The following is a 23,374-nucleotide window of genomic DNA, read 5'->3' as shown; positions in this document are numbered from 1 at the left end:
CTGGCCCGGGCCGCGCCCGGGCCGGCCTTATTGAGCGACCTGGACGCGCGGCGCGCCCGGCTTCATCTCGCCGATGACGGCGGCGCTCTCGAAACCTTCGCGCGCGAATAGCGCCAGGATCTCGTCCACGCTGCCCGGATCGCACGATACCAGCAGCCCGCCCGAGGTTTGCGGATCGGTCAGCAGCATGTGCTGCGCCTTGCTGATGCTAGGCGAGAGCGTGACATCCTTGCCGTAGGCATCCCAGTTGCGGCCCGACGCGCCGGTAAAATAACCGTCGTGCGCCAGCTGTTCCACCCCCGGCAGCAGCGGAATCTGCGACATGCTCAGCTGCGCCGTCAATTGCGAGCCGCGCGCCAGTTCCAGCAGGTGGCCCAGCAGGCCGAAGCCGGTGACGTCGGTCAGCGCATGCACCCCTTGCATCTCCGACAGCGCCTTGCCCGGCTTATTCAGTTTGGTGGTATTGGCGATCATGGCGGCGTAGCCTTCGGGGCCGAGCACGTCTTTTTTCAGCGCCGCCGAGAGGACGCCCACGCCCAGCGGCTTGCCGAGAATGAGCACATCGCCGGCACGCGCGTCGGCATTGCGCTTGACCTTGGACGGATGCACGAGGCCCAGCACCACCAGCCCGTAGATCGGCTCGACCGAATCGATCGTGTGGCCGCCGGCGATCGGAATGCCCGCTTCGGCGCACATGGTTTCACCGCCGCGGATGATCTGGCCGATGGTTTCCAGCGGCAGTTTATTGATCGGCATGCCCACCAGCGCCAGCGCCATGATCGGCGTGCCGCCCATCGCATACACGTCCGAAATCGCATTGGTGGCGGCGATGCGGCCGAAATCGAAGGGGTCGTCGACGATCGGCATGAAGAAATCGGTGGTGGCGATCAGCGCCTGTTCGTCATTGAGCTTGTAGACGGCGGCGTCGTCGGCGGTTTCGATACCGACCATCAGTTCCTTGGGGACCGGGAAGCCGGTCGAGTTCTTGAGGATCTCGGACAGCACGCCGGGCGCGATTTTGCAGCCGCAGCCACCGCCATGCGAGAACGAGGTGAGTTTGATGGGCGTTTCTGGGGCATTGCTCATGGTCGGTGTCCGTTTCGGTAAAAGGCAGGTCAGAGCAGATTATCCACCAAGTCGAGCACGCTGGCACGCTCGTGCTCTGGCGCGAACAAGGGGGCGCGCGCGTCGCACTGGCGCCGCAGCAGCGCATGGAAGGAAGCGTCGCCGATGCAGCGCTCGATCAGGCGCGCCAGCGCCGGCGCGTCGGCGGGCGCGAAATAGCCCGCGTAGCCGTCGCCCAGCATGCCGCGGTTGCCGCTGATATCGCTGGCCAGCACCGGCACGCCGCAGGTGAGCGCTTCGATAATGACGTTGGCGCCGCCTTCCATGTGCGAGGCGATCACCATGGCGTGGCTGCGCCGCAGGCGCTGGCGCGTGGCGGCATGCGGCATGGCGCCCAGCCAGCGATAGCGCGGGGTGGCGGCCTGGGTGGCCACGGCGAGTTCGCCCAGAATGGGGTCGAGCGCGCCGCCGATATGCAGCAGGCGCGCCTTGGGGGCCGTCACCAGCGCCGCCGCGCGCATGAAGGTGCGCGGATCTTTTTCTTCGCGCAGATGGCCGATCATGACGATGTCGATGAAGCGCCGCGCCGCCGCATGGCGAAAGGGCGTGAGCGCGGGCGCCGACTGGTGGATCACGCAGGCCCTGGCGCGCACAGCGGGCGCCAGCAGGGCCAGCCCGTCGGCCTGCAGCAGCACCAGCCTGTGGGCGTGGGCCAGCGAAGCCTGGGCTGCGGTATCGGTGGCGATGTCGCGATACAGGTCGGTGCCGGTCAATACCAGTACGCGCGGGCGCTCGGGGAAAGCGGCGGCAAAAGCGGCCAGGGGGGCCGCCGAGCGGCGCGCATGCAGGGCGATCATCAGGTCGGGCGCGGGTGCGCTGGTATCCCAGTCGGGGGCGATCGTCACGCGCCAGCGCGCGCGCAGGAAATGCGCCCAGCGGCTGGCGGTTTGCCAGTTGCCGTTGTTCTCCCGCTGCGATGCGGGGCTGACGATCAGCACGCGTGGTCGCTGCACCGCGACTCCTTGAAAAAGTCGTTACAATTGGCTGCTATGAGTTCAATCACCGCATCCTTCCGGCACGCCAAGCCGCAGCAATTGGCCGAGGCGCTGCAAAGTGCGCGCCATTATACGCTCAGCCTGTTCGACGGCTTTGCCGGCGTGGGCTTCGACAGCCTGTCGCGCGTGCCCCATATTGCCACGATCAACCCGCCGCTGTGGGAACTGGGGCACACGGCGTGGTTCGCCGAATGGTTCATCCTGCGCGAGGCGGCGTCCAGCCATCCGGCTGCTGCCCGGCGCGGCTCGCTGCTCACGCGCGGCGACGACTGGTTCGATTCCAGCCTGGTGCCGCACCGCTCGCGCTGGACGCTGGACCTGCCCAGCCCCGGCGCGCTCAAGACCTACTGCCATGAAGTGCTGGACCGTACCCTCGACAAGCTGTCGCGCGAGGCGGGCACGGACGAGGCCCTGTACCCGTACCGGCTGGCGCTGGCGCACGAGGACATGCACGGCGAAGCTTATCTGTATTCGATGCAGACCCTGGGCGTGGCGGCGCCCGCGCAGCTCACGCGCGACGCGGCGGTGCATGCGCAGGGAGCGGACATCGCCTATCCCGGCGGGACCATCGTGCTGGGGGGAGGGCGGGAGGGTGGCTTCGTGTTCGACAACGAGAAACAGGCGCACCCGGTCTACGTGGCACCGTTTCGCATCGATGCGGGATTGGTGACGAATGCGCAGTTTGCCGACTTCGTGGCCGATGGCGGTTACCAGAACCGCCAGTACTGGAGCGCGGCCGGCAGCGCGTGGCTGATGCGCCAGGAGCGCTCGTCGCCGCGCTACTGGCAGCGCGACGCCGACCAGTGGCGCACGGTGCGCTTCGGGCGCCTGGCGACGCTGTCGCCGTCCGAGCCGGTGCGCCATGTGTGCCTGTTCGAGGCCCAGGCGTATTGCGCGTGGGCGCAGCGGCGCTTGCCCAGCGAAGCGGAATGGGAGTACGCGGCGCTGTCGGGGCAGGCGGGGTTCCGCTGGGGCCAGCTATGGGAGTGGACGGCCACGCCGTTCGAGCCGTATCCGGGGTTCGCGCCGGAGCGCTACCGCGAGTATTCGCAGCCCTGGTTCATGACCCACCAAGTGCTGCGCGGGGCGTCGTTCGCCACGCCGTCGCGCTTTGGCTCGGCGCGCTTCCGCAATTTCTTCATGCCCGAGCGCGATGATATGTTCTGCGGATTGCGTACCTGCGCCTATTGATGCGCGCCAGCCTCGGGCCATCCGACGCGCGCCGCGCTGCGCAAACTGGCTTTGACCACGGCGCGGTGAAAGGGCGCAATGATGCGCAGGTAGGTTCGTCCCAGCAGGTTGTGGCAGTGAACCACCGTTGTCATGGTCAGCTCGCGCCGGTTGTCCGGCGCTGATCCGCCCGCGCACACGATCGAGATCCGGAAATCGAGGTGCTTGTCGTCTTCCCCTACCACGATCTCGGTCTCGTTGGTGCTGTAGACTTTGAAGATGCCAACCCGGGAAGGCTCCGTTTCACTGGCGATTTTCGCCAGTTGCGTGGCCGTTTTCAGGCCCAGGCCGACGACGATCATGTCGCGCACGCGCAGGAGGTGTCCGATCCACGCAGGCTGGTGCGCAAAGATGAAACGGGCCAGCACATCCGGGTCGGCCGATGCGCCCGGCGGCAGCCGGATCGCAAAGGCATCAGCCAGGTTCACCGATGCAAAGGTCTGGTTGACGCTGCAGTGCGCGGGGAGCGCAACGGCAGTTGCGAGGGTGAATTCATTCGGCATTCGGGTACTCCCGTGGTTGAACGCGTTAACTCAACATCCAGGTTGACGTTTTGTCCAGGCAAGTGTACCGCGTTTATGTGATTCGGGTGCTATACCGCGCCGCGCTCCCTGCACGCCGCGCCTGGTTCGTCCACGCTGCTGCGAGGTCCGCAACAGCGATACCACGGCCACCAACGGCGTGCGTCGACTGGGCTGTGCGCTGTCATTCGATCGCCATGAACTGGCGGAAGGCATCGCGCACATTATCGCGCAGCAGGTTGTTGTCCCACGGCTTGGTATAAAAACGAAAAATCGCGCCGCAGTTGACTGCCTTCATGATCGATGCCAGATCGGTTTGTCCGGACAGGACGATGCGAAACGTCTTCGGATAGAGTTCCTTGACATTGTCCAGGAACTCCGTTCCACTCATGGCCGGCATGCACTGGTCGCACAAGATCACCTGCACCTCGTTCAAGGCCAGGACGTCGAAGCCTTCGGCCGCCGAGCGCGCGCACAGGATGTGGTAGCCGTCGCGGCCGAACAGATTGACCAGGACGTCGAGCATGAAGGGGTCGTCGTCAATGATCAGCAAGCTCTTTTGGGCTTGCTCGCAGCTCTCCGGCGGCGGCAGGCCTTGGTCTTGCAGCAGCATCTCGGCGACCCGATCGGCGGGCAGGGGACGGCTGAAGTGAAAGCCCTGGATCTGGTCGCAATGGTGGCGCCGCAGATAATTGAGCTGGGCGGCGGTCTCGACGCCTTCGGCGATCACGTCGAGCTTGAGGCTGTGGGCCATGCTGATGATGGCCAGCACGATGGCGGCGTCATCGGGATTGGTGGTGACGTCGCGGATGAAGGCGATGTCGATCTTCAGTTTATCGATCGGAAAGCGGCGCAGGTAAGCCAGGCTCGAATAGCCGGTGCCGAAATCGTCGATGGAAATCTGCACCCCGTGCTGTTTGAGCCTGTGCAAGATATCGGTGGTGCGCTCGGTATTGGCCATCAGCGAGGTTTCGGTCAGCTCCAGGTCGAGCAGGTCGGCCGGGATGCCGTGCCGGGCCAGCCCCTTGATGATGTCTCCGTCCAGGTCGCCTTCCGCAAATTGCCTCCCCGAGACGTTGACCGACACCTGGATCGGGCCCACCGGCGAGCGCAGCCACAAGCCGATCTGCCGGCACGCCTCTGCCACCACCCAGCTGCCCACTTGCACGATCATCCCCGTCTCTTCCAGCACTGAAATGAATTCATTCGGCGCGACCATGCCATGGCCGGGGCGGTGCCAGCGCAGCAGCGCTTCCAGACCCGCGATGCGCCCGCTGTTGAGATGCGCCTTGGGCTGGTAATGCAGCACGAATTCTTCGTTTTCAATCGCCTTGCGCAATGCCGTCTCGAGGGCCAGGCGGGCCAGCACGTTGGCGTTCATCTGGGCGGTGAAGAAGCGGTAAGTGTCGCGCCCGGCGTGCTTGGCCTGGTACATCGCCGTATCGGCGTACTTGATCAAGGTGTCCGGATCGGAGGCGTCGTCCGGATGGGCCGTGATGCCGATGCTGGCGGTGATAGTGACTTCGTGCCCGCGCAGGATAAACGGTGCGCGCAAGACGGCGCGGATCTTTTCGGCGATCAGTACCGCGCCCTGCTGGCCATCCTGCATGATCAGGATCAGTGCGAATTCGTCGCCGCCGAGGCGGCCGATCGTGTCGCGCACGCGCACGCATTGCACCAGGCGGTTGCTGAACTGCAGCAGCAGCTCGTCGCCGATCGCGTGCCCCAGGGTGTCGTTGATATTCTTGAAATTGTCGAGGTCGAGGAACATGACCGCGACCAGCGAGGCGCTTTCGCGCGCCAGCGCCAGGGTGCGCTGCAAGGTGTCGTAAAACAGCGTCCGGTTGGGCAGGCCCGTCAGGGGATCGTGATGGGCCAGGTGGGTCAGGCGCGTTTCCGCTTGCTTGCGCTCGGTAATGTCGCGCACCACCACCACAATGGTCCAGTCGGTACCGGAGCGCATCGCCTGGCTGTGCACTTCCACCTGCACGGTCGCGCCATCCTTGCACGTCATCCTTGTTTCCCGCTGGTCGCGGCTGGCGCCGTCGACGATGAGCGCGTCATACTGGTATTCCAGCGTGGCGCGGCTCGCCTGGACCAGCTCGGTAGGGCCCATGCTCAGCATGTCCGCGCGCGTGTAGCCGAGCAAAGTGCAAGCGGTCTCATTGACCTCGGTAAACCGCATGCTGTTGCGGCTGATCAGCATGATGGCATCGGCGGTGGCATCCATCGCCGTGCGAAAGCGCTGCAGGTCGACCGTGCGCGCCAGCACCTGGCGTTCCAGCTTGGCACTGTGGTCCTGCAGGTCGCCATAGGCTTTCAGGCGCAGCAGGTTGCGCACTCTTAGCCACAGTTCGGCGCGGTCGACCGGTTTGGTCAGGAAGTCTTCGGCCCCGGCATCGAGGCCGGCCAGGCGCGCGGTGCGCTCCATGTGCGCGGTGACCATGATGATGGGAATGTTGGCGGTGGCCGGATCGGCCTTGAGGATGCTGGCGACCCGATAGCCATCCATGCCCGGCATGGTAATGTCGAGCAGGATCAGGTCCGGTGCCGACGCGCCGACGGCGGCCAGCGCTTCCTCGCCGCTGGCCGCGGCGCGGGTGCTGTAGCCCTCGGGCTGCAACAGGACCGCCAGCAGGCGCCGGTTCTGTGCTTCGTCGTCGACGATCAGGATGGTGGGTGCGCGCAGCGTCATGGTACTTCTCCGGGGGGCAGCAAGGCGTTGATCGCCGCATACAATTCCTGATGGCGCAGCGGCTTGGCGATATATGCATCGCAGCCGGCGCTTTCGCTTTTTGCCCGGTCTTCCTTCATCGCCATCGCGGTCAGGGCGATCACGGGAATGGCGCCGGTGCCGGCATCCTGTTTCAGCAGGGCGGTCGCCGCCAGTCCATCCATGCCGGGCAATTGCACGTCCATCAGGATCAGGTCGGGTCTTTCGGTACGCGCCATCGTCAAGCCGCTTTCGGCGTCGGGGGCGCACAACACCGCATGCCCGGCATGGCGCAGCAGCAGCGATGCCAGCTTCATGTTGGCCGCGTTGTCTTCGATGATGAGGATCCTTGCCATGACCGGTCCTCTTTACTGCGAAAGCAGGGCGCGCCGCACTTCGACGACGAAGCGGGCCTGGTCGAGGCCGCGTTTTTCGGCGCGCGGCGGCTCGCCTGCCTGCGCCGCCGCGCCGACCAGGATCGGAATGCGCGCCGTGGCAGGATCGCGCTGCAGCGCCTCGGCCACATCGACCCCGTTCATATCCGGCAGCATCAGGTCAAGCAGGATCAGGTCCGGACGCATATGCCGGGCCAGGAAAATGGCCTCGCTCCCGGTGTAGGCGCGCACGATCGCATACGCGGGACTGGGCAGCAAGCCGGCGATGGCTTCGACCGCCTTGGGGTCGTGCTCGGCCACCAGCACGGTGTGGGTCCGTTCCAGCGATGGCTGCAAGCCCAGGCCGCTCAGCGAGGCTTGCAACTGGGCACGGCTGACAGGCTTTTGCAACATGGCGGCGGCGCCCCCGGACAAGGCCAGGCTGGTATCGGCGATACCGGAAATGACCACCACCGGCACCCGCGCCAGCGCCGGGTTCTCGCGCAGGCGCTGGAGCAACTGCCAGCCATCCATGCCCGGCAAGCCGATGTCGAGCGTGATCAGGCTCAGCGCCTGGCGTGGCGCCAGCTCCAGCGCCTGCTCGGCGCTCGCCGCGCACAGCACGGTAAAGCCTTCCGCTTCGAGCAGCAGGCGCGCCAGCGCCGCGGCCTGGTCGTTGTCTTCGACCACCAGGGCGACCCGTTCTGCCTGGACCGGCGGCGCGGCCGGGATGCTCGCTGGCGCGGGCGCTGGCGGGGCGGCGCCGCCGTGCAGCGCAGGGCGCGCTCCCGGCACCAGCGCGCGCAGCGGCAACCAGACGGCGAAGCGCGATCCTTCTCCCGCGCAGCTGGCGACCGCTACCGTGCCGCCCTGCAGCTCGGCCAGCTGCCTGACCATCGCCAGGCCGAGGCCGGTACCCTCGAATTTGCGCGCCAGGCTGCTGTCGATCTGGCTGAAGGCCTGGAACAGGGTCGCCATGTCCGGCTCCGAGATGCCGATGCCGCTGTCGCTGACGCACAGTTCCAGAAAGTCCTTGTACTCGTTGTCGGCAAGGGGGAAGCTGTGCACCGGCCAGCGCCCGGCAAGCTGGCCGACCGCACGGCGCGCCACGCGGCGCGCGTGCAAGGTGACGGCGCCGCCATGGGCGCTGAATTTGACGGCATTCGAGAGCAGGTTGTAGACAATCTGCCTGGTCTTGCGGATGTCCAGTTGCGGCATGCCCAGGTCGGCGCCGACCTCCAGGCTCAGCGCGATGTTCTGGGCCGCCGCTTTTTCGCGTACGATGGTCAGGCTGTCCGGCAGCAGGGCGTGCAGGTCGACGGCATCGAGTTCGAGCGCCATCATGCCGGCTTCGACTTTCGACAAGTCCAGGATGTCGTTGATCAGCGACAGCAAGTGCAGGCCGCTGCTGAAAATGTCGCCGGCGCATTCGTGTTGCAGTGCGCTGGTCTGGCCGATGAAACCGTCCTTGAGTGCTTCGGAAAAGCCGATGATGGCGTTGAGCGGCGTACGCAGCTCGTGCGACATGGTGGCCAGGAATTCGGACTTCATGCGGCTGGCCCGTTCCAGTTCAATATTCTTCACTTCCAGCGTGTGCTCGAAGCGCTTGCGCTCGGTGACGTCGCGCGCGGCGGCGAACACGCCTTGCAGCTTGCGGTCGCGGTCATGGAAGGTGGCGGCGTTGTACGACACCACGGTTTCGACGCCGTTGAGGGCACGCACGGTGAGCTCGTAATCGGTGACCTTGTTTTCCTGGAGGACGCGCTTGATGGCCGCGTCGGCCTGCGTCTGGTCGGTAAAGAACTTCTTGCTGGGAGCGCCGATCAGTTCATCGCGGGTGCGCCCGGTGAGGGCGACCATTTGCTGGTTCACGTCCGAAATGATGCCTTGCGGGTCGGTCATCATCAGGGCGTCGAGATTGGACTCGATCAGTGAACGGGTGTAGAACTGCTGGTCGCGCAGGCGCTGGTCGAGCAGCGCCTGCGCAGCCTCGACTTGCTTGCGGGCAGTATTGTCGGTACCGATCAGCAGGTAGCCGATGATGTCGTCGTGCGCATCGCGCAGGGCGGTGACCGAGACGATGGCCGGAAAGCGGCTGCCATCCTTGCGCACATAGGTCAGTTCGTAAATATCTTCAATGCCGCGCGAGGCCTTGAACACCAGCGCTTCAAAGCCCGGCGTGATCGGCGTCTCCAGCTCCAGGCTGAGCGCCTTGGCGCGCGCGATCACTTCCTGGGGATCGGAAATATCGGCCGGCGTGATCGTGTTCATCACTTCCAGCGCCGTGTAGCCCAGCATGCGCTGGGCGCCGACATTGAAGATCTGGATCACTCCCTTGGCGTCGGTGGCGATGCTCGAAAAATTGGCGCTGTTGAAAATGGCGCTTTGCAGCGCGCCGGCCTTGAGCAGCGCTTCTTCGGCCTGCTTGCGCGCGGTATTGTCGGTGCCGATGAGCAGATAACCGATGATGGCGTTGTGATCGTCGCGTAGCGCCGTCACCGAGACCACCGCCGGAAAGCGGCTGCCATCCTTGCGGAAGTAGGTCAGTTCATAGATATCTTCGATGCCGCGCGAAGCCTTGAAGACCAGCGCCTCGAAGCCGGGCGTGATGGGCGTGTCCAGTTCCTCGCTGAGGGCCTTGGCGCGCGCGATCACTTCCAGCGGATCGGAAATGTCGGCCGGGGTGATCCGGTTGACGACGTCCAGCGCGGCATAGCCCAGCATGCGCTCGGCGCCCACGTTGAAAATCTGGATCACCCCCTTTTCATCGGTGGCGATGCTGGAGAAATAGGCGCTGTTGAAAATGGCATTCTGTAAAGCGCCCGTCTTGAGCAAGCTTTCCTGGCGCCGGAATTCAATATTGCCTTCTGTGATTAATTTGTGCTCGATCGTGCCAATCTCAAACCCTGGCGTATGCATGTGCGCTTTCGCGTGAACGACTTTTGCTCAGTCTGTGGCACGAAATGGCGCACTCGCAACTGCGAAACAGGCTTGCCGAAGGGCTGAGGAAGGAGCTTGCCAGCACGGCGAGAAATGTACGTACGGTAAAAGTATAGCAGTAACCTATCGTTACACTCATCAAAGTTCTAGCTGAGTAGCAATATAGAAAAAGTTTCGTTGCGTCGCCAGTTATCAGGTCCGGATGCCGGAGAGCGGCGTTTTGACGCCGCTGAAAAAACAACAGCCTCCGCGAGCGGAGGCTGTTGTGTGCGACTGTCCGGCCTGGCCGGTATCGGCAAGGGCGGACGCTGCTTACCCGGGGGCTACACGCCGCCCGGGCCGGCCATTAACGGTCGCCGTACGAGCTGCGGGTGCGCTCGGAAGCGGGACGCGGGTTGGAACCCTTGTAGCCGCCGCCGGTGGCGCCTTCCTTGCGGGGTGCTGCGCCCGGCTTGCTGAAGGTGCGCTGGCCTGGCTTGGCGCCGCCGCGGTTGTCGCCTGGTTTCCAGCTGCCTGGACGGGCTGCCGAACGTGGCGCCGACGCGGTTTTCTTCGGCTCGAAGCCTTCGATCACGTTGACCGGAATGAGTTGCTTGGTGAAGCGCTCGATGCGCTTGACGTTCATGCCTTCGGCATGGTTCACCAGCGAGATCGCCAGGCCATTGCGGCCGGCACGGCCGGTACGGCCGATACGGTGCACATAGTCTTCAGGGAACTTCGGCAAGTCGTAGTTGAACACGTGGGTGATGTTCGGGACATCGATACCACGGGCGGCAACGTCGGTCGCGACCAGCACGCGGACCTGGCCGCGGCGCAGGCCGTCCAGGGTGCGGTTACGCGCGCCCTGGTGCATGTCGCCATGCAGTGCGGCGGCCGAGAAACCGGCGATGTTGAGGCGGTCGGCGATGGTGTCGGCGTCACGCTTGGTGGCGGTAAACACAACAGCCTGGTCCAGCGTTTCGTCGCGCAGCAGATGGTCGAGCAGGCGGTTCTTGTGCGACAGGTCGTCCACGAAGTGCACGCGCTGCACGATGTTTTCGTGCTTCGATGCCGAACCGGCGATCTGGATGATCATCGGGTCGGTCGTGATGCGGCGCGCCATGTTGCCGACCATGCCGTCGAGCGTGGCCGAGAACAGCATCGTCTGGCGGTTGGCCGGGGTGGCGGCGATGATTTTTTCGATGTCGTCGATGAAACCCATGTCCAGCATGCGGTCGGCTTCGTCCAGCACCAGGATTTCGAGTTCCGAGAAATCGATCTTGCCCGATTCCATATGGTCGATCAGACGGCCGGGGGTAGCGACCAGGATTTCCGGGTTGCGTGCCAGCAATTGCATCTGTTTAGGATAAGGCATGCCGCCCAGGATCGACACGGCCTTGATACGGCGGATCTGGGTGCCGTATTTTTCGGTCGCGCTGGTCACTTGCAGTGCCAGTTCGCGGGTCGGGGTCAGCACCAGCATTTTAGGCTGTGCAGCTTTGAAACGTGGACGCTCGCCGCGGGCACGCGCATTTTGCGCTTCCTGGGCTGCGTTCTTGGACGCCTGCGATTGCTCGGCAACGGCGAATTTGTGGAGTGCTGGCAGCATGAATGCTGCGGTCTTGCCGGAACCGGTCTGCGACGATACCAGCAGGTCGCGGCCGCTGATGGCGGCAGGAACAGCCTGCTCTTGAACTGGGGTCGGAACGGTGTAACCGGCATCGGTTACTGCTTTTACGATAGACGCGTGGAGGCCTAATGCTTCAAAACTCATTATGTTCTTTTCTTTCGGTATAGATCAGCGCCCGAGCACATGCTCCGAGCGCAAAATAGCAACGCCAACCAACACAACGAAATGACTCAGGATGAAAGAAATTTCGGCACAAAAGCTTTGCGCCGGGACGGTGTCAGGTGCGACACACAAGGCGGGAGGGCTTTATTGAGGGTATCCGTGGGATACGCCTAGGCTTGCGAAGCTGCTAGTTTTACTTCTTTGTTACTGCCAAGGGCCATCGCTTCAGACTGATTGCGAGAAACGTATTGCAGCGCACAAACAACACTATACAGTAGTTTCACTGTAGTTGTATAGGTAAATCCGAATAGTGTGTATCAAAACGCTGGATTTACCGGGGAAGTCTTGGTAGATAAACCGGCATGGCGGGCGCACCGCAGGCGCCCGCCAGTACGGCTCAGCCGCCGCGCCGTTTGTAGCGCGGGGTGTCGTTGGCTGCGCTCTTGGCGTTGCGGCCGGAGACGCGCGTTTTCAGTTCGGCGACCTTGCCCTTGAGGCGCTGGGCGTTGGTCTGCTTTTCGGCGTGGCCGGCGCGGCGGCCGGCGCGTTCGGCTTCAAAGGCCATCACCGCGTTGTCGACGACGTGCTCGGCGATATCGGACTGCGCCGAGGTCGAGATTTTCGGCACCAGGATGGTGGAACCGGCCTTCAGGCGGCTTGCCGCCGGAATATTGTTAGCCTGGCGAATCACTTCCGGGGTGGTGCCGAAGCGCGAGGCCAGCGACGCGATGCTGTCCTTGGCGCCGGTAATCTTGTGCGTGGTCCAGGTCGACAGGGCGCGGCCCCATTGCGCCAGGTTCAGGTGGAATTTTTCCGCATTCTCCTGTGGCAACAGAATCTTGGTCTGCTCGCCGCCGGTGATGACCGGACGGTTGAATTGCGGATTGAGCGCCTTGAATTCCTCGACCGACAGTTCGGCCAGCTGGGCCGCGATGGTCAGGTCGATGTCGCTGGTCTTGTCGACCGTCGTGAAGTAGGGCGTGTTGTTGATGATCGGCAGCGATACGTGGTACTGGGCCGGATTGGCGATGATGTTCTTGACCGCCTGCAGTTTCGGCACGTATTCGCGCGTTTCGGCCGGCATGTGCTCGTACAGGCTTTCGTAGTCGGTCGGTTTGCCGAGCGCCTGGTTCTTCTTGATGGCGCGCTGGACATTGCCTTCGCCCCAGTTGTAGGCGGCCAGGGCCAGCGGCCAGTCGCCGAACATGCCGTACAGGCGCTGCAGATAGCTCAGCGCGGCATCGGTCGAGGCCAGCACGCCGCGCCGCTCATCCTTGAACATGTCTTGCTTGAGATTGAAATCCTTGCCGGTACCGGGCACGAACTGCCACATGCCGGCGGCGTTGGCCTTGGAATACGCTTGCGGATTGAAGGCCGATTCGATAATCGGCAGCAAGGCCAGCTCGGTCGGCATATTGCGCTTCTCGAGTTCCTGGACCACGTGGAACAGGTAGCGCGAGGCGCGCGCCGAGGTGCGGGCAATATAGTCGGGACGGGTGCTGTACCACTTGACGTGCTTGCTTACCAGCTCGTTTTCGATGTCGGGAATGGCGTAGCCGGTGCGGATACGGCCCCAGACGTCGGCTTCCTTGTATTCATCTGCCTTGACGGCGGGGAAGGGCTGGAGCGGGGCTGGCGCGGGCTTGACCGTCGGCGCGAGCGGCGCAACGTTGCTTGAGACGGAGTCGGCCGCGTAGCTGAGCGCAGGCGCGAGCATCAGAACGAGGGTGGCAAGTGAAGCGGTATTGCGTATCGTTTTTTGCATAGCGTTCCATTGTTGGGTCCGAAAACAGCCGGACAGACGAATAGATAAGGTCGGAGTGTACGTACCACTTATCGTTTGAGTCAAGTCAAATGTCTGTGTGCGCGGCAAATATTTTGATAACACTTTCGGCCAATATTGTTGCATCGGAAAAGACCAATTGCCGGGAGTATGCCTTGAAGGTGCCAGGATGCCATCAGTGTATGGACGGGTTTGCTTCAGGTACTCCCCGGGGGTATGCATGATTTTCTCCTATGGCAGGGATGCACCGGAGAGCGCCGCGCGGGGCCGGCAGGGGCGGGCGCGACGGGCGCGGGAACAATACCAAAACCGGGGCGCTGCCGGCGTGGGCCGCGTTCCTTGTGTCGGCCTCTAAACTACGCCCGCGCGCGGGCGCAGCTATGAGGTGGCGCAAAGAGTGCGTACAATTTGGGTTTCGCGTTCCGCGTTTCTTCTATTAGTGAAAGCATCACCATGAGCACCCCCAATCTGAACGCCGACGATGAGCAGATCATTGCCGCTACCCAAACATGGCTGGAAAAAGCGGTCATCGGGCTCAATCTGTGCCCGTTCGCCAAGGCCGTTCATGTGAAAAAGCAAGTACGCTACGTCGTGTCGAGCGCGACCACGCCGGAAGTCTTGCTCGAAACCCTGATGAATGAATTGCAACTGCTGTCCGATACCGACCCGGAAGAGATCGACACCACCCTGCTGATCCATCCCTTCGTGCTGGGCGATTTCCTCGACTACAACGAATTTCTCGACGTCGCCGATGCCGCGCTGGAAGACATGCAGCTCGATGGCGAATTGCAGGTGGCCAGTTTCCATCCGCACTACCAGTTCGCGGACACCGATATCAACGATATCAGCAACTTTACCAACCGCGCACCCTATCCCATCCTGCACCTGCTGCGCGAAGACAGTATCGAACGGGCGGTCGAGGCTTTCCCGGAAGCATCTGAGATCTTCGACAAGAATATTGAAACCATGGAAAAACTCGGCCATGACGGCTGGGATGCGCTCGATGTCGGCCCCGCCAAGTGAGGGTGCCATGAAGCCGCCTGAACGGCCGGACACGCCCTGTGTCGCGGTCTGCTCGACCACCTTCGACGAGATTTGCCGCGGCTGCGGACGCAGCGTGGTGGAAGTGGCGCACTGGGTGTCGATGAGCGACGCCGACAAGGAAGTGGTGTGGGTCCGCATCCTGGCGCAAGGCTACCCGCGCCGCAATACCTGATCGCTGCCGGGTCGGGGAGCCGCGCGGCTCCCCTTGCTGCATATATATAGGTACGCGGCTTAAAACGCGCCGATGAAATCCTTCTTGCCCACTTCCACGCCGTTATGGCGCAGGATCGCGTAGGCGGTGGTGGCGTGGAAATAGAAGTGCGGCAGCGCGTAGTGCACCAGGTAGACCTGGCCCTTGAACTGCTTGGCGTTGGCGCCGCTGCTGGTGCTGATGTCGCGCTGCGCGCTCGCTTCGATGCCGTCCTGCGGCAAGCCGTTGATGAATGCCAGCGTCTTGGCGATGCGTTCCTTCAGTTCGGCGAACGTCTGCTCGGTATCTTCATAGCGCGGCACGTCCACGCCGGCCAGGCGGGCGCAGCAGCCCTTGGCGAAGTCGGCGGCGACCTGGACCTGGCGCAGGAAGGGGAACATGTCCGGATACAGGCGTGCTTGCAGCAGGGCGGCCGGTTCGATTTTCTTTTCGGTGGCGTGGGCTTCGGCCTTGTCGATGATGGCCGACAGGCTGGTCAGGATCTGCTTGAAAACGGGTACCGAGGCGTCGTACATGGAAAAAGTCATTGGGAATCCCTTTTAGAAAAGTGCTGCGATGATAGCAAGTTGGCGGGATTCGCGCTGAGCGGCTGTCTATTTTTCCATACATCGTTGTGCTTCCGGGTTCTGTCTTCCTAGCGCCCAATCCAGAAAGCGTCCTGGAGGCCTCAGGGCTGGTGTCGATGCAGATCGATTTTTCCTGGATTTGCAGCTTGATGCTCATGGCGTATCTTGTGAGAATTACTTATGACTTGGTCAAATATCCGCGCCGGCGAACCAAACTACCAGCGGCTTCGGTTTAGCATCATTTGTAGTGCTACTTAAATGGACTACCCAGGAATGGCTGATTTCTGGAAGATCGTGGAAGTTGAAATTTAATCCTTCTGGGTAAATTTTCTTTAATGGTGCCTTTTTAAATTCGTTGACGGTCATTTGTAATTCATTAAACATTTTTGTAGAGCTGCATGCCAGAACAAACACCACCATATTCCCAATGGCTATTGTCGTGAGATGTCCATACGTAGTCGGCATGCGAGGCATATAGACATATGAACATACGTGTTTTAACTTAAGGTGGCGAACGTAGGTTTTTGTCCTAGCTTCCGATCTGCCTAGCCATATGTGAGTATTTGGGATGGGCTTCAATTCCTCCATTAGCCAACGAAATTCTTCAGCGGTGGTGGCATAGGGTGGCGGATCGACTAAACCCCTAACTGCTGCTGTCTTTGCACTCCACCGCGACAGTAGAGCACATGCCTCGACGTCTACTTTTACATCCTTTCCTAATACCATGCAGTCTAAATATTTTTCCACAGGCTGCTCAACTTGCACATTTAGCCATCCTTCGTTGCATATTTTACATACGTCATTGATTGTTTGATCGAACGGGCTTTGCGGTATCTTTCTGTTTACGACAATAAATTCTCCGGTTGTCTTATCTACATATTTTTGATTCCAATCCATTTCCCCCCAAGCGTGTGTGAATACCTTATTAAATCGGTTGCGTAAGACGTGCTCTCTAGTGATTTTTACTTCTGGAGGACTTTTGCCGCAAAAAACGCAAACTTTCATAATTTGCACACCTTTTTGTTGGAATTGACCGTAAAATTCTAGCTCACTTTGCTGGTCTTTGCCCTAAATTTGCCTATTTTTATATATTGATAATTAATTTCATTGTGGAATTGTTCGCGGTGGTGACGAGGAACTTCCCTGCGCACACACCGTTTTCCTACGGTTAGACGAATTCTTTGGAATGCCCTATCAGTCTTGCGGAGTAAAATAATAGATTTATTGCAAATTTAACAAGTCAAGTTGACGTATTCTTAGCATAGGAGCTAAGCGTGCTCGCCATCTTTTTAGCTTGTCGTCACTAAAACGCCTCATCCTCCCGTGCTGTTGATGACTTGGCGAGGGCTTCCGTGCATAATTCCGTGTAGAAAACATTTATTATCTAACTTATCATTCAAACATCTTCCCGTATGCTTTCAGACTCGCTGCATGCTTAGCACGGCCTACCAACGTTTCCGTACCAAGCTGAGCCAGCTGTACGGACTGTCGATCTATGGCGCGCTGATGCTGGTCGTTGTCGGCGGACTGGTCATTCCCGCCATCATCGGCAGCTACGTGCTGATCGGAGTGCAGGAGCGGGCGGCGGCCAAGGCGGTGCTCAACGAATCGCTGCGCCGCAATGCCGACATCCTTGCCCTCGGCATGCAGGAGTCGCTCTGGAACATGAATGCCGAGTCGGCCCAGTCGCTGGTCGAATCGGTGATGCGCGATCCGTCGGTGCTGCACATCCAGGTGATCGGCCAGTCCGACGCCCAGTTCATGAACGTCCACTCGGCCCAGCGTCCGGTGGGCCATATCTACCGCGCCGAGCGCGACATCCTGGTGCGCGGCGAGCGCATTGGCGTGGTGGTGGTCGAGATGGACGACGCCCGCAGCCAGCAGGAATTGCGCAGCAAGCAGTCCAACTATGCCTTCGTGCTGGCGTTCCAGCTGGCCGTGTCGCTGGCCCTGATCGTCCTGTTCCTCAACAAGCGCCTGCTGGTGCCGCTGCGCCAGCTGATGAAGTTTTCCGACCGCCTCTCGCACGGCGACTTCGAGACGCGCCTGGACCTCGAAGGCAGCGATGAACTGGGCCGCCTGGCCAAGCAGATGGAGCAGATGCGGGTCGCCATCAAGCACCTGTTCGAGGACATCGGCCGGCGCGAGGAGCGCTTTCGCACCATCGTCACCCAGGTTCCCGGTGCGGTGTTCCGGGTGCGTCCGGGCGGCTCGGTCGATTTTGTCAGCGACGCCATCGAAGACATTTCCGGCTACCCGGCGGCGCTGTTCATGCGCGGCACGACCGACGCCTGGTCGGACCTGATCTGCCCCGAAGACCGGCGCATGCAAAGCCGCACCGTACGCGAAGCGATGAGCAGCGGACGCCCGTACGACATCGAATACCGCATCAGCGACGCCAGCGGCATCGAGCGCTGGGTGTCCGAGAACGGCCAGCCGCAAGCGGGTGCCGTGCCCGAAAAATCGTGGGTGGACGGGATCATTTCGGACATCAGCGAACGCAAACACAACGAGATGCGCATCGAGGCACTGCTGACCGAGCAAAGCGCGATCCTCGACAACGTCATGTTCGGCGTGATGTTCGTGCGCGAACGCCGCATCGTGTCGGCCAATCGCCGCTGCGAAGACCTGTTCGGCTACGCCAGCGGCGAGATGACGGGCAAGCTGGCCGACATCCTGTACCCGAGCCACGACGAATTCGTGCGCGCCGGCGAGCAGCAATACCCGGCCCTGGCCGAGGGCAAGGACTACAACGAAGAACGCCAGTACGTGAAGCAAGACGGTACCCTCTTCTGGTGCCGCGTGAGCGGCTGCGCGCTCGACCCGGCGCGCCCCAACGGCGGCAGCATCTGGGTCTATGCCGACATTACCGAGCGGCGCGAGGCCGAGGAAAAACTGCGCCTGTCGGCCACGGTGCTCGAACACATCGCCGATGCCGTCATGGTGATCGACGTCGACCTGGCCATCGTCGCCGTCAATCCGGCCTTCAGCCGGATCACCGGCTTCAGCGAGCGCGACGCGGTCGGCAGGGATGTGCGCCTGACCCGTTCGCCCACCGAGAACGCTGCCGTGTACCAGCAGATGTGGGCCGAACTGGGCGAGGCGGGTTTCTGGCGCGGCGAGCGCTGGGACACGCGCAAGAATGGCGAAACCTATTTGCAGTGGCTCACCGTGTCGGCGGTGCGCGACGATCAAGGCGTCACCACGCACTACGTGGCCGTGTTCAGCGACATCACCAAGGTCAAGGAATCGCAAGAGCAGCTCGATCACATGGCGCACCACGATTCGCTCACGGCGCTGCCCAACCGCCTGCTGTTCCACGACCGCCTGCTGCACGCGCTCAAGCGCGCCGCGCGCGACGGCCAGCAGCTGGCGGTGCTGTTCATCGACCTGGACCGCTTCAAGAACGTCAACGACACGCTCGGCCACCACGTCGGCGACGAGCTGCTCAAGCAGGTCGCCGCGGCCTTGCAGGGCAAGCTGCGCGAAGGCGACACCCTGGCGCGCCTGGGCGGCGACGAATTCATCGTCCTGCTCGAAAACATCAGCGGCCAGGCCGGGGCCGGCCTGGTGGCCGAAAAACTGATGGCCATGTTCGAGCAGCCCTTCATCGTGTCCGATTACGAGTTGTTCGTTACCGGCAGCGTCGGCATCAGCGTGTTCCCGGACGACGCGGCCGACCTGAATATGTTGATCCGCAATGCCGACGTGGCCATGTACCAGGCCAAGGCGCGCGGGCGCAATGGCTACCAGTTCTATGCGCCGTCGATGACGGGCGAGGGCGTCGAGCGCCTGCGCCTGGAAGCGATGCTGCGCCGCTCGATCGACAGGAACGAGATCTTCCTCAACTACCAGCCGCAGGTGGAAATCGATACGGGCCGCCTGATCGGGGTCGAGGCGCTGGTGCGCTGGAATAATCCGGAACTGGGCAACGTGCCGCCGGTGCGCTTCATTCCGCTGGCCGAGGACACCGGTTTCATCAACCAGCTCGGCAAGTGGGTGCTGGACGAAGCCTGCCGCCAGATGATCCGCTGGGAGGCGGCCGGCCTGCACGTGCCGAAAATCGCGGTCAACCTGTCAGTCAAGCAGTTCGAGCGCGGCAGCATCGTCAACATGGTGGCCGATATCCTCAAGGAGACCGGCCTGGCGCCCCAGCGCCTGCAGCTCGAAGTGACCGAGTCGGTGATCATGAATACCGGCGACGCGCTGGTCTTCATCAACGACCTGCATTCGATCGGCGTGGGACTGGCGATCGACGATTTCGGCACCGGCTATTCGTCGCTGGCCTACCTCAAGCAGTTGCCGGTGCAGACGCTCAAAATCGACCGCAGCTTCATCAAGGATATCTCGACCGACGTGAACGACGAAGCCATCGCGATCGCCATCATCCAGCTTGGCAAGAGCATGAACCTGTCGGTGATCGCCGAGGGCGTCGAGACCGAGGAGCAGGCCGCCTTCTTGCTGCGCCATGGCTGCAACCAGGCGCAGGGTTACCTGTACAGCCGCCCCGAGCTGCCCGAGACAATCCTGGCGCGCTGGCCGGCGCGCCTGCCGGCGTAAACACGCGCCGCCCGCGCCGGGCGGGCGGCATGCTACAGTGCCATTCCCCGCGCACGCCATGAGAATGCAATGACCCAGAGCACACCAAAGAACAAGAACCGCCGCCGTTTCCTGCTTGGCGGCCTCGCTGCCGGCGGCGCCCTGGTGGTGGGCTGGGGCATCCAGCCGCCGCGCCAGCGCCTGCACACGGCGCAGCCCTTGCCGGTATCCGGCGGCGCGGTGGCCCTGAACGGCTGGGTGGCGATCGCGCCCGACGGCACGGTGTCGGTGGTGGTGCCGCGCTGCGAAATGGGGCAGGGCGTGAACACCGCGCTGCCGATGCTGCTGGCCGAGGAGCTCGACGTGCCGCTGGCGCAGGTGCGCATCACCCAGGCGCCGATCGACAAGATCTTCAGCAATCTCGAAGTGCTGCGCGAGAACCTGCCGTTCCATCCCGATGATCGCGGCAGCCTCAAGGAAGGCGCGCAGTGGATGCTTTCAAAAGTCGCGCGCGAGCTGGGGATCATGATGACCGGCGGGTCGAGCAGCATCAAGGATGCCTGGCTGCCGATGCGCGAAGCGGGCGCCGTCGCGCGCGCGATGCTGATCGCCGCGGCGGCGCAGGAATGGGGCGTGCCGGCCGCGCAGTGCAAGGGCAAGGGCGGCTTCGTGGTCCACCCGGGCGGCAAGCGCGCCTCGTACGGCAGCCTGGCCGCGAAGGCGGCGGCGGCCGGCCTGGATATCGCCGCGTCCGACGTGCGCCTCAAGGAGCCCGGCGAATTCACTCTGATCGGCACGCCCCAGGCGCGCCGCGATTCGCCGGCCAAGGTCAATGGCAGCGCCATGTTCGGGATCGACGCGCGCCCGCCCGGCATGCTGTATGCGGCGCTGACGATGTCGCCGGTGGTGGGCGGCACGGTTGCTTCGTTCGATGCCGCCAGGGCGAAGGCGATGCCGGGCGTGGCGGGGGTGGTCGACGTGTCGTCCGCGCTGTCCGGCAAAACCGGCGCCGGCGCGGGCGTGGCGGTGATCGCCAGCTCGTACTGGCGCGCGCGCCAGGCCATCGGTGCGCTGGGCGTCAAGTGGAACGAGGGCGCCAATGCCGGTTTGTCGAGCGCCGATATTTTCAGGCAGTTCGCCAGCGCGCTCGATACCGAGTCGGGTTTCACCTACTACTCGAATGGCGACGTGGCGCAGGCCATGGGCGCGGTCAAGACCAAGGTCGAGACCATTCACGCCGAATACCGCGCGCCCTTCCTCGCGCATGCGACCATGGAGCCGATGAACTGCACCGCGCAGGTCGCGGGCGGCAAGGTGATGCTGTGGGCCTCGACCCAGGTGCCGAGCATCTGCGTCGACATGGCGGCCAAGGTGGCGGGCGTGAGCCGCGCCGACGTGTCGGTCGATGTGCTGCTGCTGGGCGGCGGCTTCGGGCGCCGGCTGGAGGTGGACATGGTGGCGCAGGCAGTGGCCATCGCCATGGCGGCCGGCGGCAAGCCGGTGCAGCTGGTCTGGTCGCGCGAGGACGACATGACGCACGATGTATACCGTCCGGCCGCGCTGGCGCGTTTCACCGGCAGCGTGGATGCCAGGGGTGGCATCGTCAGCTACGACAACAAGTCGGTCAGCGGCTCGATCGGGCACCAGTATTTCCCGCGCAACCTGGGCTTGCCCGGCATCGGTCCGGACAAGACCACGGCCGAAGGCGAGTACGACATGCAGTACGAGATCGACAACCAGCGCGTGGTGCACGTGATCGTCGACAGCCAGGTGCCGCTCGGTTACTGGCGCTCGGTCGGCCACTCGCACAACGCGTTTTTCAAGGAGAGCTTCATCGACGAACTGGCGCATGCCGCCGGCCAGGATGGGGCGCCGTTCCGGCGCGCGCTGCTGGCACGTCATCCGCGCCATCTGGCGGTGCTCGATGCCGCCCTGGCCAAGGCCGGCACGGCGCCGGCAGGCCGCGCGCACGGCGTGGCGCTGCACCAGTCGTTCGGCAGCATCGTGGCGCAGGTGGCCGAGGTGTCGGTGACGGACAAGCAGATCCGCGTGCACCGCGTGGTGTGTGCGATCGATTGCGGCCTGGCGGTCAATCCGAACATCATCGCGCAGCAGATGGAGTCGGCGGTGGTGTTTGGCCTGTCGGCCGCGCTGGGAGGGGAGATCACGCTCAAGAACGGGCGCGTCGAGCAAAGCAATTTTGGCGATTATCCGGTGCTGCGCATCGACAGCGCGCCCGAGGTGGAGACGGTGATCATCAAGAGTGCCGAGCCGCCCGAGGGCGTGGGCGAACCGGGTACGCCGCCGATCGCGCCGGCCGTGGCCAATGCGCTGTTCAAACTGACCGGGCAGCGCTTGCGCAGCCTGCCGCTGCGCCTGGCGTAGCGGGCGCCCGCGTTTAGTTGGGTCGCGCCGGCTTGTGCGTGCGGCACGCCTTCCTGGCATCCTGGCCAGGGCGATGAGGCACGCCTACGCGGCTTTGATTACGGGCGTGCGCAACATGCTCATTTTTTTGCGGGCGCTTTGCCTGCCCTGGCGGCTTTGCGCGGCTTGGCCGGTTTGGCCGGCGCCTCGTCGCTGTCGGCGTTGGCGAGCTGCTTGAACGCGTCGCTCGACTGCACCGACGCGCTCATGCGCGCCATCAGTTCGGCGTCGGCCAGCCCGATCCTGATCCGCTGCGCCGCGCGCGCGGGATTGTTGTGCTCCTCGGTCAGCGCGGCAATCTCCGCCTCGCTCAATTCGACGGCGATCATGCGCGCCTCGATGGCGGCGATTTCTTCGAACTTGATCTCGCTGCGGATCGCTTTGGAGAAGCGCCGCAGTTCCTCGCCGATGCTGGCGGTCGCCTCATCGTTGAACGCTGCAGCCATTTCCAGTCCGCGCGTTTCGATGTCGGCCATGTTCTTGTCGAAGTCATCGCGCGCGCCCGGCCAGCCGAGCATCATGGCCAGGGCCTGCGCCTCTTTCGAGCCGGCTGGCGGCTGGGGCGGCACGACATGAGGCGGCACACTGCCATCCTTGCGTTCCCTGATTTCTTCGATGCGCTTGGCCATATAGGCCGCTACCACGGGCGGCTGTTTCAGCAGCGCCGGCGTGACTTTGTTGATGATCGTCTGGCCGAGCGGGCTGTGCGCCTGCGCGATCAGTTCCTGCACATCGGACTCCTGCAAGTGTTTTTGGTAGCTCTCGATGGCGACCGGTTCGATCTTGTCCCAGGCAACCTGCTGGCGGACGAAGGCGCTGGTGCGCTCGAAGCGGGCCTTGAGTTTCGCCTTTTCCTTGGGATCGCTCTCGTCCTGCCACTGCCTGGCTTCGATCTCCAGCATCGCGTCGGTTGCGGCGACGACCATGCGCGCCGAGTTGGCCATCTCGAAATAGCGGCGCAGGGCTTCTTCGGTGGCTGGCGCGGCGTGGGCGGTTTGCGCCAGGGCCAGCAGGACAATGCATGCCTGCGCGAGCGAGCGCGCGGCGTTGATGAATGGTGTATGCAAAACGTGGTTTCCGGGGTGTCGGTACTATTGAAAGGCGGCCCCCGCTGAAAGCGAGGCCGCCGCTGTGCGCA

At 63.1% G+C, this 23,374-nt stretch carries 16 protein-coding genes; 5 read left to right on the top strand and 11 right to left on the bottom strand.

Annotation, left to right across the window (positions count from 1 at the left end; all coding sequences use genetic code 11):
* Positions 1–27 precede the first annotated feature (27 nt).
* Together selD and senB are read right to left on the bottom strand one after the other, a co-directional pair.
* Entirely contained in the window at positions 28–1,086 is a 1,059-nt protein-coding gene (gene selD / locus PO883_RS25885) for a selenide, water dikinase SelD (protein WP_289312310.1), read from the bottom strand.
* A gap of 29 nt (positions 1,087–1,115) precedes the next feature.
* Positions 1,116–2,078, bottom strand: a complete 963-nt coding sequence (gene senB / locus PO883_RS25880; RefSeq protein ID WP_289312309.1) for a selenoneine biosynthesis selenosugar synthase SenB — start codon at positions 2,076–2,078, stop codon at positions 1,116–1,118.
* Positions 2,079–2,114: 36 nt separating this feature from the next.
* On the opposite strand from senB, the gene senA reads away from it, so the two are divergent.
* Complete coding sequence (gene senA / locus PO883_RS25875; RefSeq protein ID WP_289312308.1) at positions 2,115–3,311, top strand: selenoneine synthase SenA; 1,197 nt, start codon at positions 2,115–2,117, stop codon at positions 3,309–3,311.
* On the opposite strand, the gene PO883_RS25870 is transcribed toward senA, so the two are convergent.
* The 6 genes from PO883_RS25870 to PO883_RS25845 all read right to left on the bottom strand — a co-directional run bounded on the left by PO883_RS25870 (position 3,305) and on the right by PO883_RS25845 (position 13,434).
* Positions 3,305–3,853, bottom strand: a complete 549-nt coding sequence (locus PO883_RS25870) for a DUF2867 domain-containing protein (protein WP_289312307.1) — start codon at positions 3,851–3,853, stop codon at positions 3,305–3,307. The genes senA and PO883_RS25870 overlap by 7 nt on opposite strands.
* 202 nt (positions 3,854–4,055) lie before the next feature.
* A complete protein-coding gene (locus PO883_RS25865; protein WP_289312306.1) occupies positions 4,056–6,566 on the bottom strand; it encodes an EAL domain-containing protein in 2,511 nt (836 codons plus the stop codon).
* Entirely contained in the window at positions 6,563–6,940 is a 378-nt protein-coding gene (locus PO883_RS25860; protein ID WP_289312305.1) for a response regulator, read from the bottom strand. The genes PO883_RS25865 and PO883_RS25860 overlap by 4 nt, the downstream gene beginning before the upstream one ends.
* 12 nt (positions 6,941–6,952) lie before the next feature.
* Positions 6,953–9,877, bottom strand: a complete 2,925-nt coding sequence (locus PO883_RS25855) for a PAS domain S-box protein (RefSeq protein WP_289312304.1) — start codon at positions 9,875–9,877, stop codon at positions 6,953–6,955.
* A 367-nt stretch (positions 9,878–10,244) separates the two neighbouring features.
* Positions 10,245–11,651, bottom strand: coding sequence for a DEAD/DEAH box helicase (locus tag PO883_RS25850; protein ID WP_167086885.1), 1,407 nt, complete (start codon positions 11,649–11,651; stop codon positions 10,245–10,247).
* 415 nt (positions 11,652–12,066) lie between these two features.
* Positions 12,067–13,434, bottom strand: a complete 1,368-nt coding sequence (locus tag PO883_RS25845) for a transglycosylase SLT domain-containing protein (RefSeq protein ID WP_289312303.1) — start codon at positions 13,432–13,434, stop codon at positions 12,067–12,069.
* A gap of 471 nt (positions 13,435–13,905) precedes the next feature.
* On the opposite strand from PO883_RS25845, the gene PO883_RS25840 reads away from it, so the two are divergent.
* A complete protein-coding gene (locus PO883_RS25840; RefSeq protein WP_289312302.1) occupies positions 13,906–14,475 on the top strand; it encodes a DUF1415 domain-containing protein in 570 nt (189 codons plus the stop codon).
* 7 nt (positions 14,476–14,482) lie between these two features.
* Positions 14,483–14,668 carry a DUF1289 domain-containing protein gene (locus PO883_RS25835; RefSeq protein WP_229423505.1) on the top strand — a complete coding sequence of 62 codons (186 nt, stop codon included), beginning with the start codon at positions 14,483–14,485 and terminating at the stop codon, positions 14,666–14,668.
* A gap of 59 nt (positions 14,669–14,727) precedes the next feature.
* On the opposite strand, the gene PO883_RS25830 is transcribed toward PO883_RS25835, so the two are convergent.
* The gene (locus PO883_RS25830) at positions 14,728–15,234 is read right to left on the bottom strand and encodes a DUF1993 family protein (protein ID WP_167086889.1); all 507 of its coding nucleotides are present in this window, start codon (positions 15,232–15,234) and stop codon (positions 14,728–14,730) included.
* Between the two features lie 228 nt (positions 15,235–15,462).
* On the bottom strand, positions 15,463–16,287 hold the full coding sequence (locus PO883_RS25825) for a hypothetical protein (RefSeq protein ID WP_289312301.1): 825 nt from the start codon (positions 16,285–16,287) through the stop codon (positions 15,463–15,465).
* Positions 16,288–16,704: 417 nt separating this feature from the next.
* Between PO883_RS25825 and PO883_RS25820 the strand changes: the two genes are divergently transcribed.
* Both PO883_RS25820 and PO883_RS25815 read left to right on the top strand, forming a co-directional pair.
* Positions 16,705–19,833, top strand: a complete 3,129-nt coding sequence (locus PO883_RS25820; protein WP_289312300.1) for an EAL domain-containing protein — start codon at positions 16,705–16,707, stop codon at positions 19,831–19,833.
* Positions 19,834–19,902: 69 nt separating this feature from the next.
* Positions 19,903–22,197: a xanthine dehydrogenase family protein molybdopterin-binding subunit gene (locus tag PO883_RS25815; protein ID WP_289312299.1), complete on the top strand. Its 2,295-nt coding sequence runs from the start codon at positions 19,903–19,905 to the stop codon at positions 22,195–22,197.
* Positions 22,198–22,316: 119 nt separating this feature from the next.
* Here the strand turns inward: PO883_RS25815 and PO883_RS25810 are convergent, their stop codons facing one another.
* Positions 22,317–23,303: a hypothetical protein gene (locus PO883_RS25810; RefSeq protein ID WP_289312298.1), complete on the bottom strand. Its 987-nt coding sequence runs from the start codon at positions 23,301–23,303 to the stop codon at positions 22,317–22,319.
* Positions 23,304–23,374 lie beyond the last annotated feature (71 nt).

The organism is Massilia sp. DJPM01 (assembly GCF_030348125.1).
Taxonomy (GTDB): domain Bacteria; phylum Pseudomonadota; class Gammaproteobacteria; order Burkholderiales; family Burkholderiaceae_D; genus Telluria_A; species Telluria_A frigida.
Note: the sequence above shows the minus strand (reverse complement) of the source record. Positions and strands in the feature narration are given on the sequence as shown.

Excerpts from the sequence above, each read along its gene's own strand:
- selD (WP_289312310.1), bottom strand. The coding sequence starts at position 1,086 with ATGAGCAATGCCCCAGAAACGCCCATCAAACTCACCTCGTTCTCGCAT.
- senA (WP_289312308.1), top strand. The coding sequence starts at position 2,115 with ATGAGTTCAATCACCGCATCCTTCCGGCACGCCAAGCCGCAGCAATTG.
- PO883_RS25870 (WP_289312307.1), bottom strand. The coding sequence starts at position 3,853 with ATGCCGAATGAATTCACCCTCGCAACTGCCGTTGCGCTCCCCGCGCAC.
- PO883_RS25865 (WP_289312306.1), bottom strand. The coding sequence starts at position 6,566 with ATGACGCTGCGCGCACCCACCATCCTGATCGTCGACGACGAAGCACAG.
- PO883_RS25860 (WP_289312305.1), bottom strand. The coding sequence starts at position 6,940 with ATGGCAAGGATCCTCATCATCGAAGACAACGCGGCCAACATGAAGCTG.
- PO883_RS25855 (WP_289312304.1), bottom strand. The coding sequence starts at position 9,877 with ATGCATACGCCAGGGTTTGAGATTGGCACGATCGAGCACAAATTAATC.
- PO883_RS25850 (WP_167086885.1), bottom strand. The coding sequence starts at position 11,651 with ATGAGTTTTGAAGCATTAGGCCTCCACGCGTCTATCGTAAAAGCAGTA.
- PO883_RS25845 (WP_289312303.1), bottom strand. The coding sequence starts at position 13,434 with ATGCAAAAAACGATACGCAATACCGCTTCACTTGCCACCCTCGTTCTG.
- PO883_RS25840 (WP_289312302.1), top strand. The coding sequence starts at position 13,906 with ATGAGCACCCCCAATCTGAACGCCGACGATGAGCAGATCATTGCCGCT.
- PO883_RS25835 (WP_229423505.1), top strand. The coding sequence starts at position 14,483 with ATGAAGCCGCCTGAACGGCCGGACACGCCCTGTGTCGCGGTCTGCTCG.
- PO883_RS25830 (WP_167086889.1), bottom strand. The coding sequence starts at position 15,234 with ATGACTTTTTCCATGTACGACGCCTCGGTACCCGTTTTCAAGCAGATC.
- PO883_RS25820 (WP_289312300.1), top strand. The coding sequence starts at position 16,705 with ATGCTTAGCACGGCCTACCAACGTTTCCGTACCAAGCTGAGCCAGCTG.
- PO883_RS25815 (WP_289312299.1), top strand. The coding sequence starts at position 19,903 with ATGACCCAGAGCACACCAAAGAACAAGAACCGCCGCCGTTTCCTGCTT.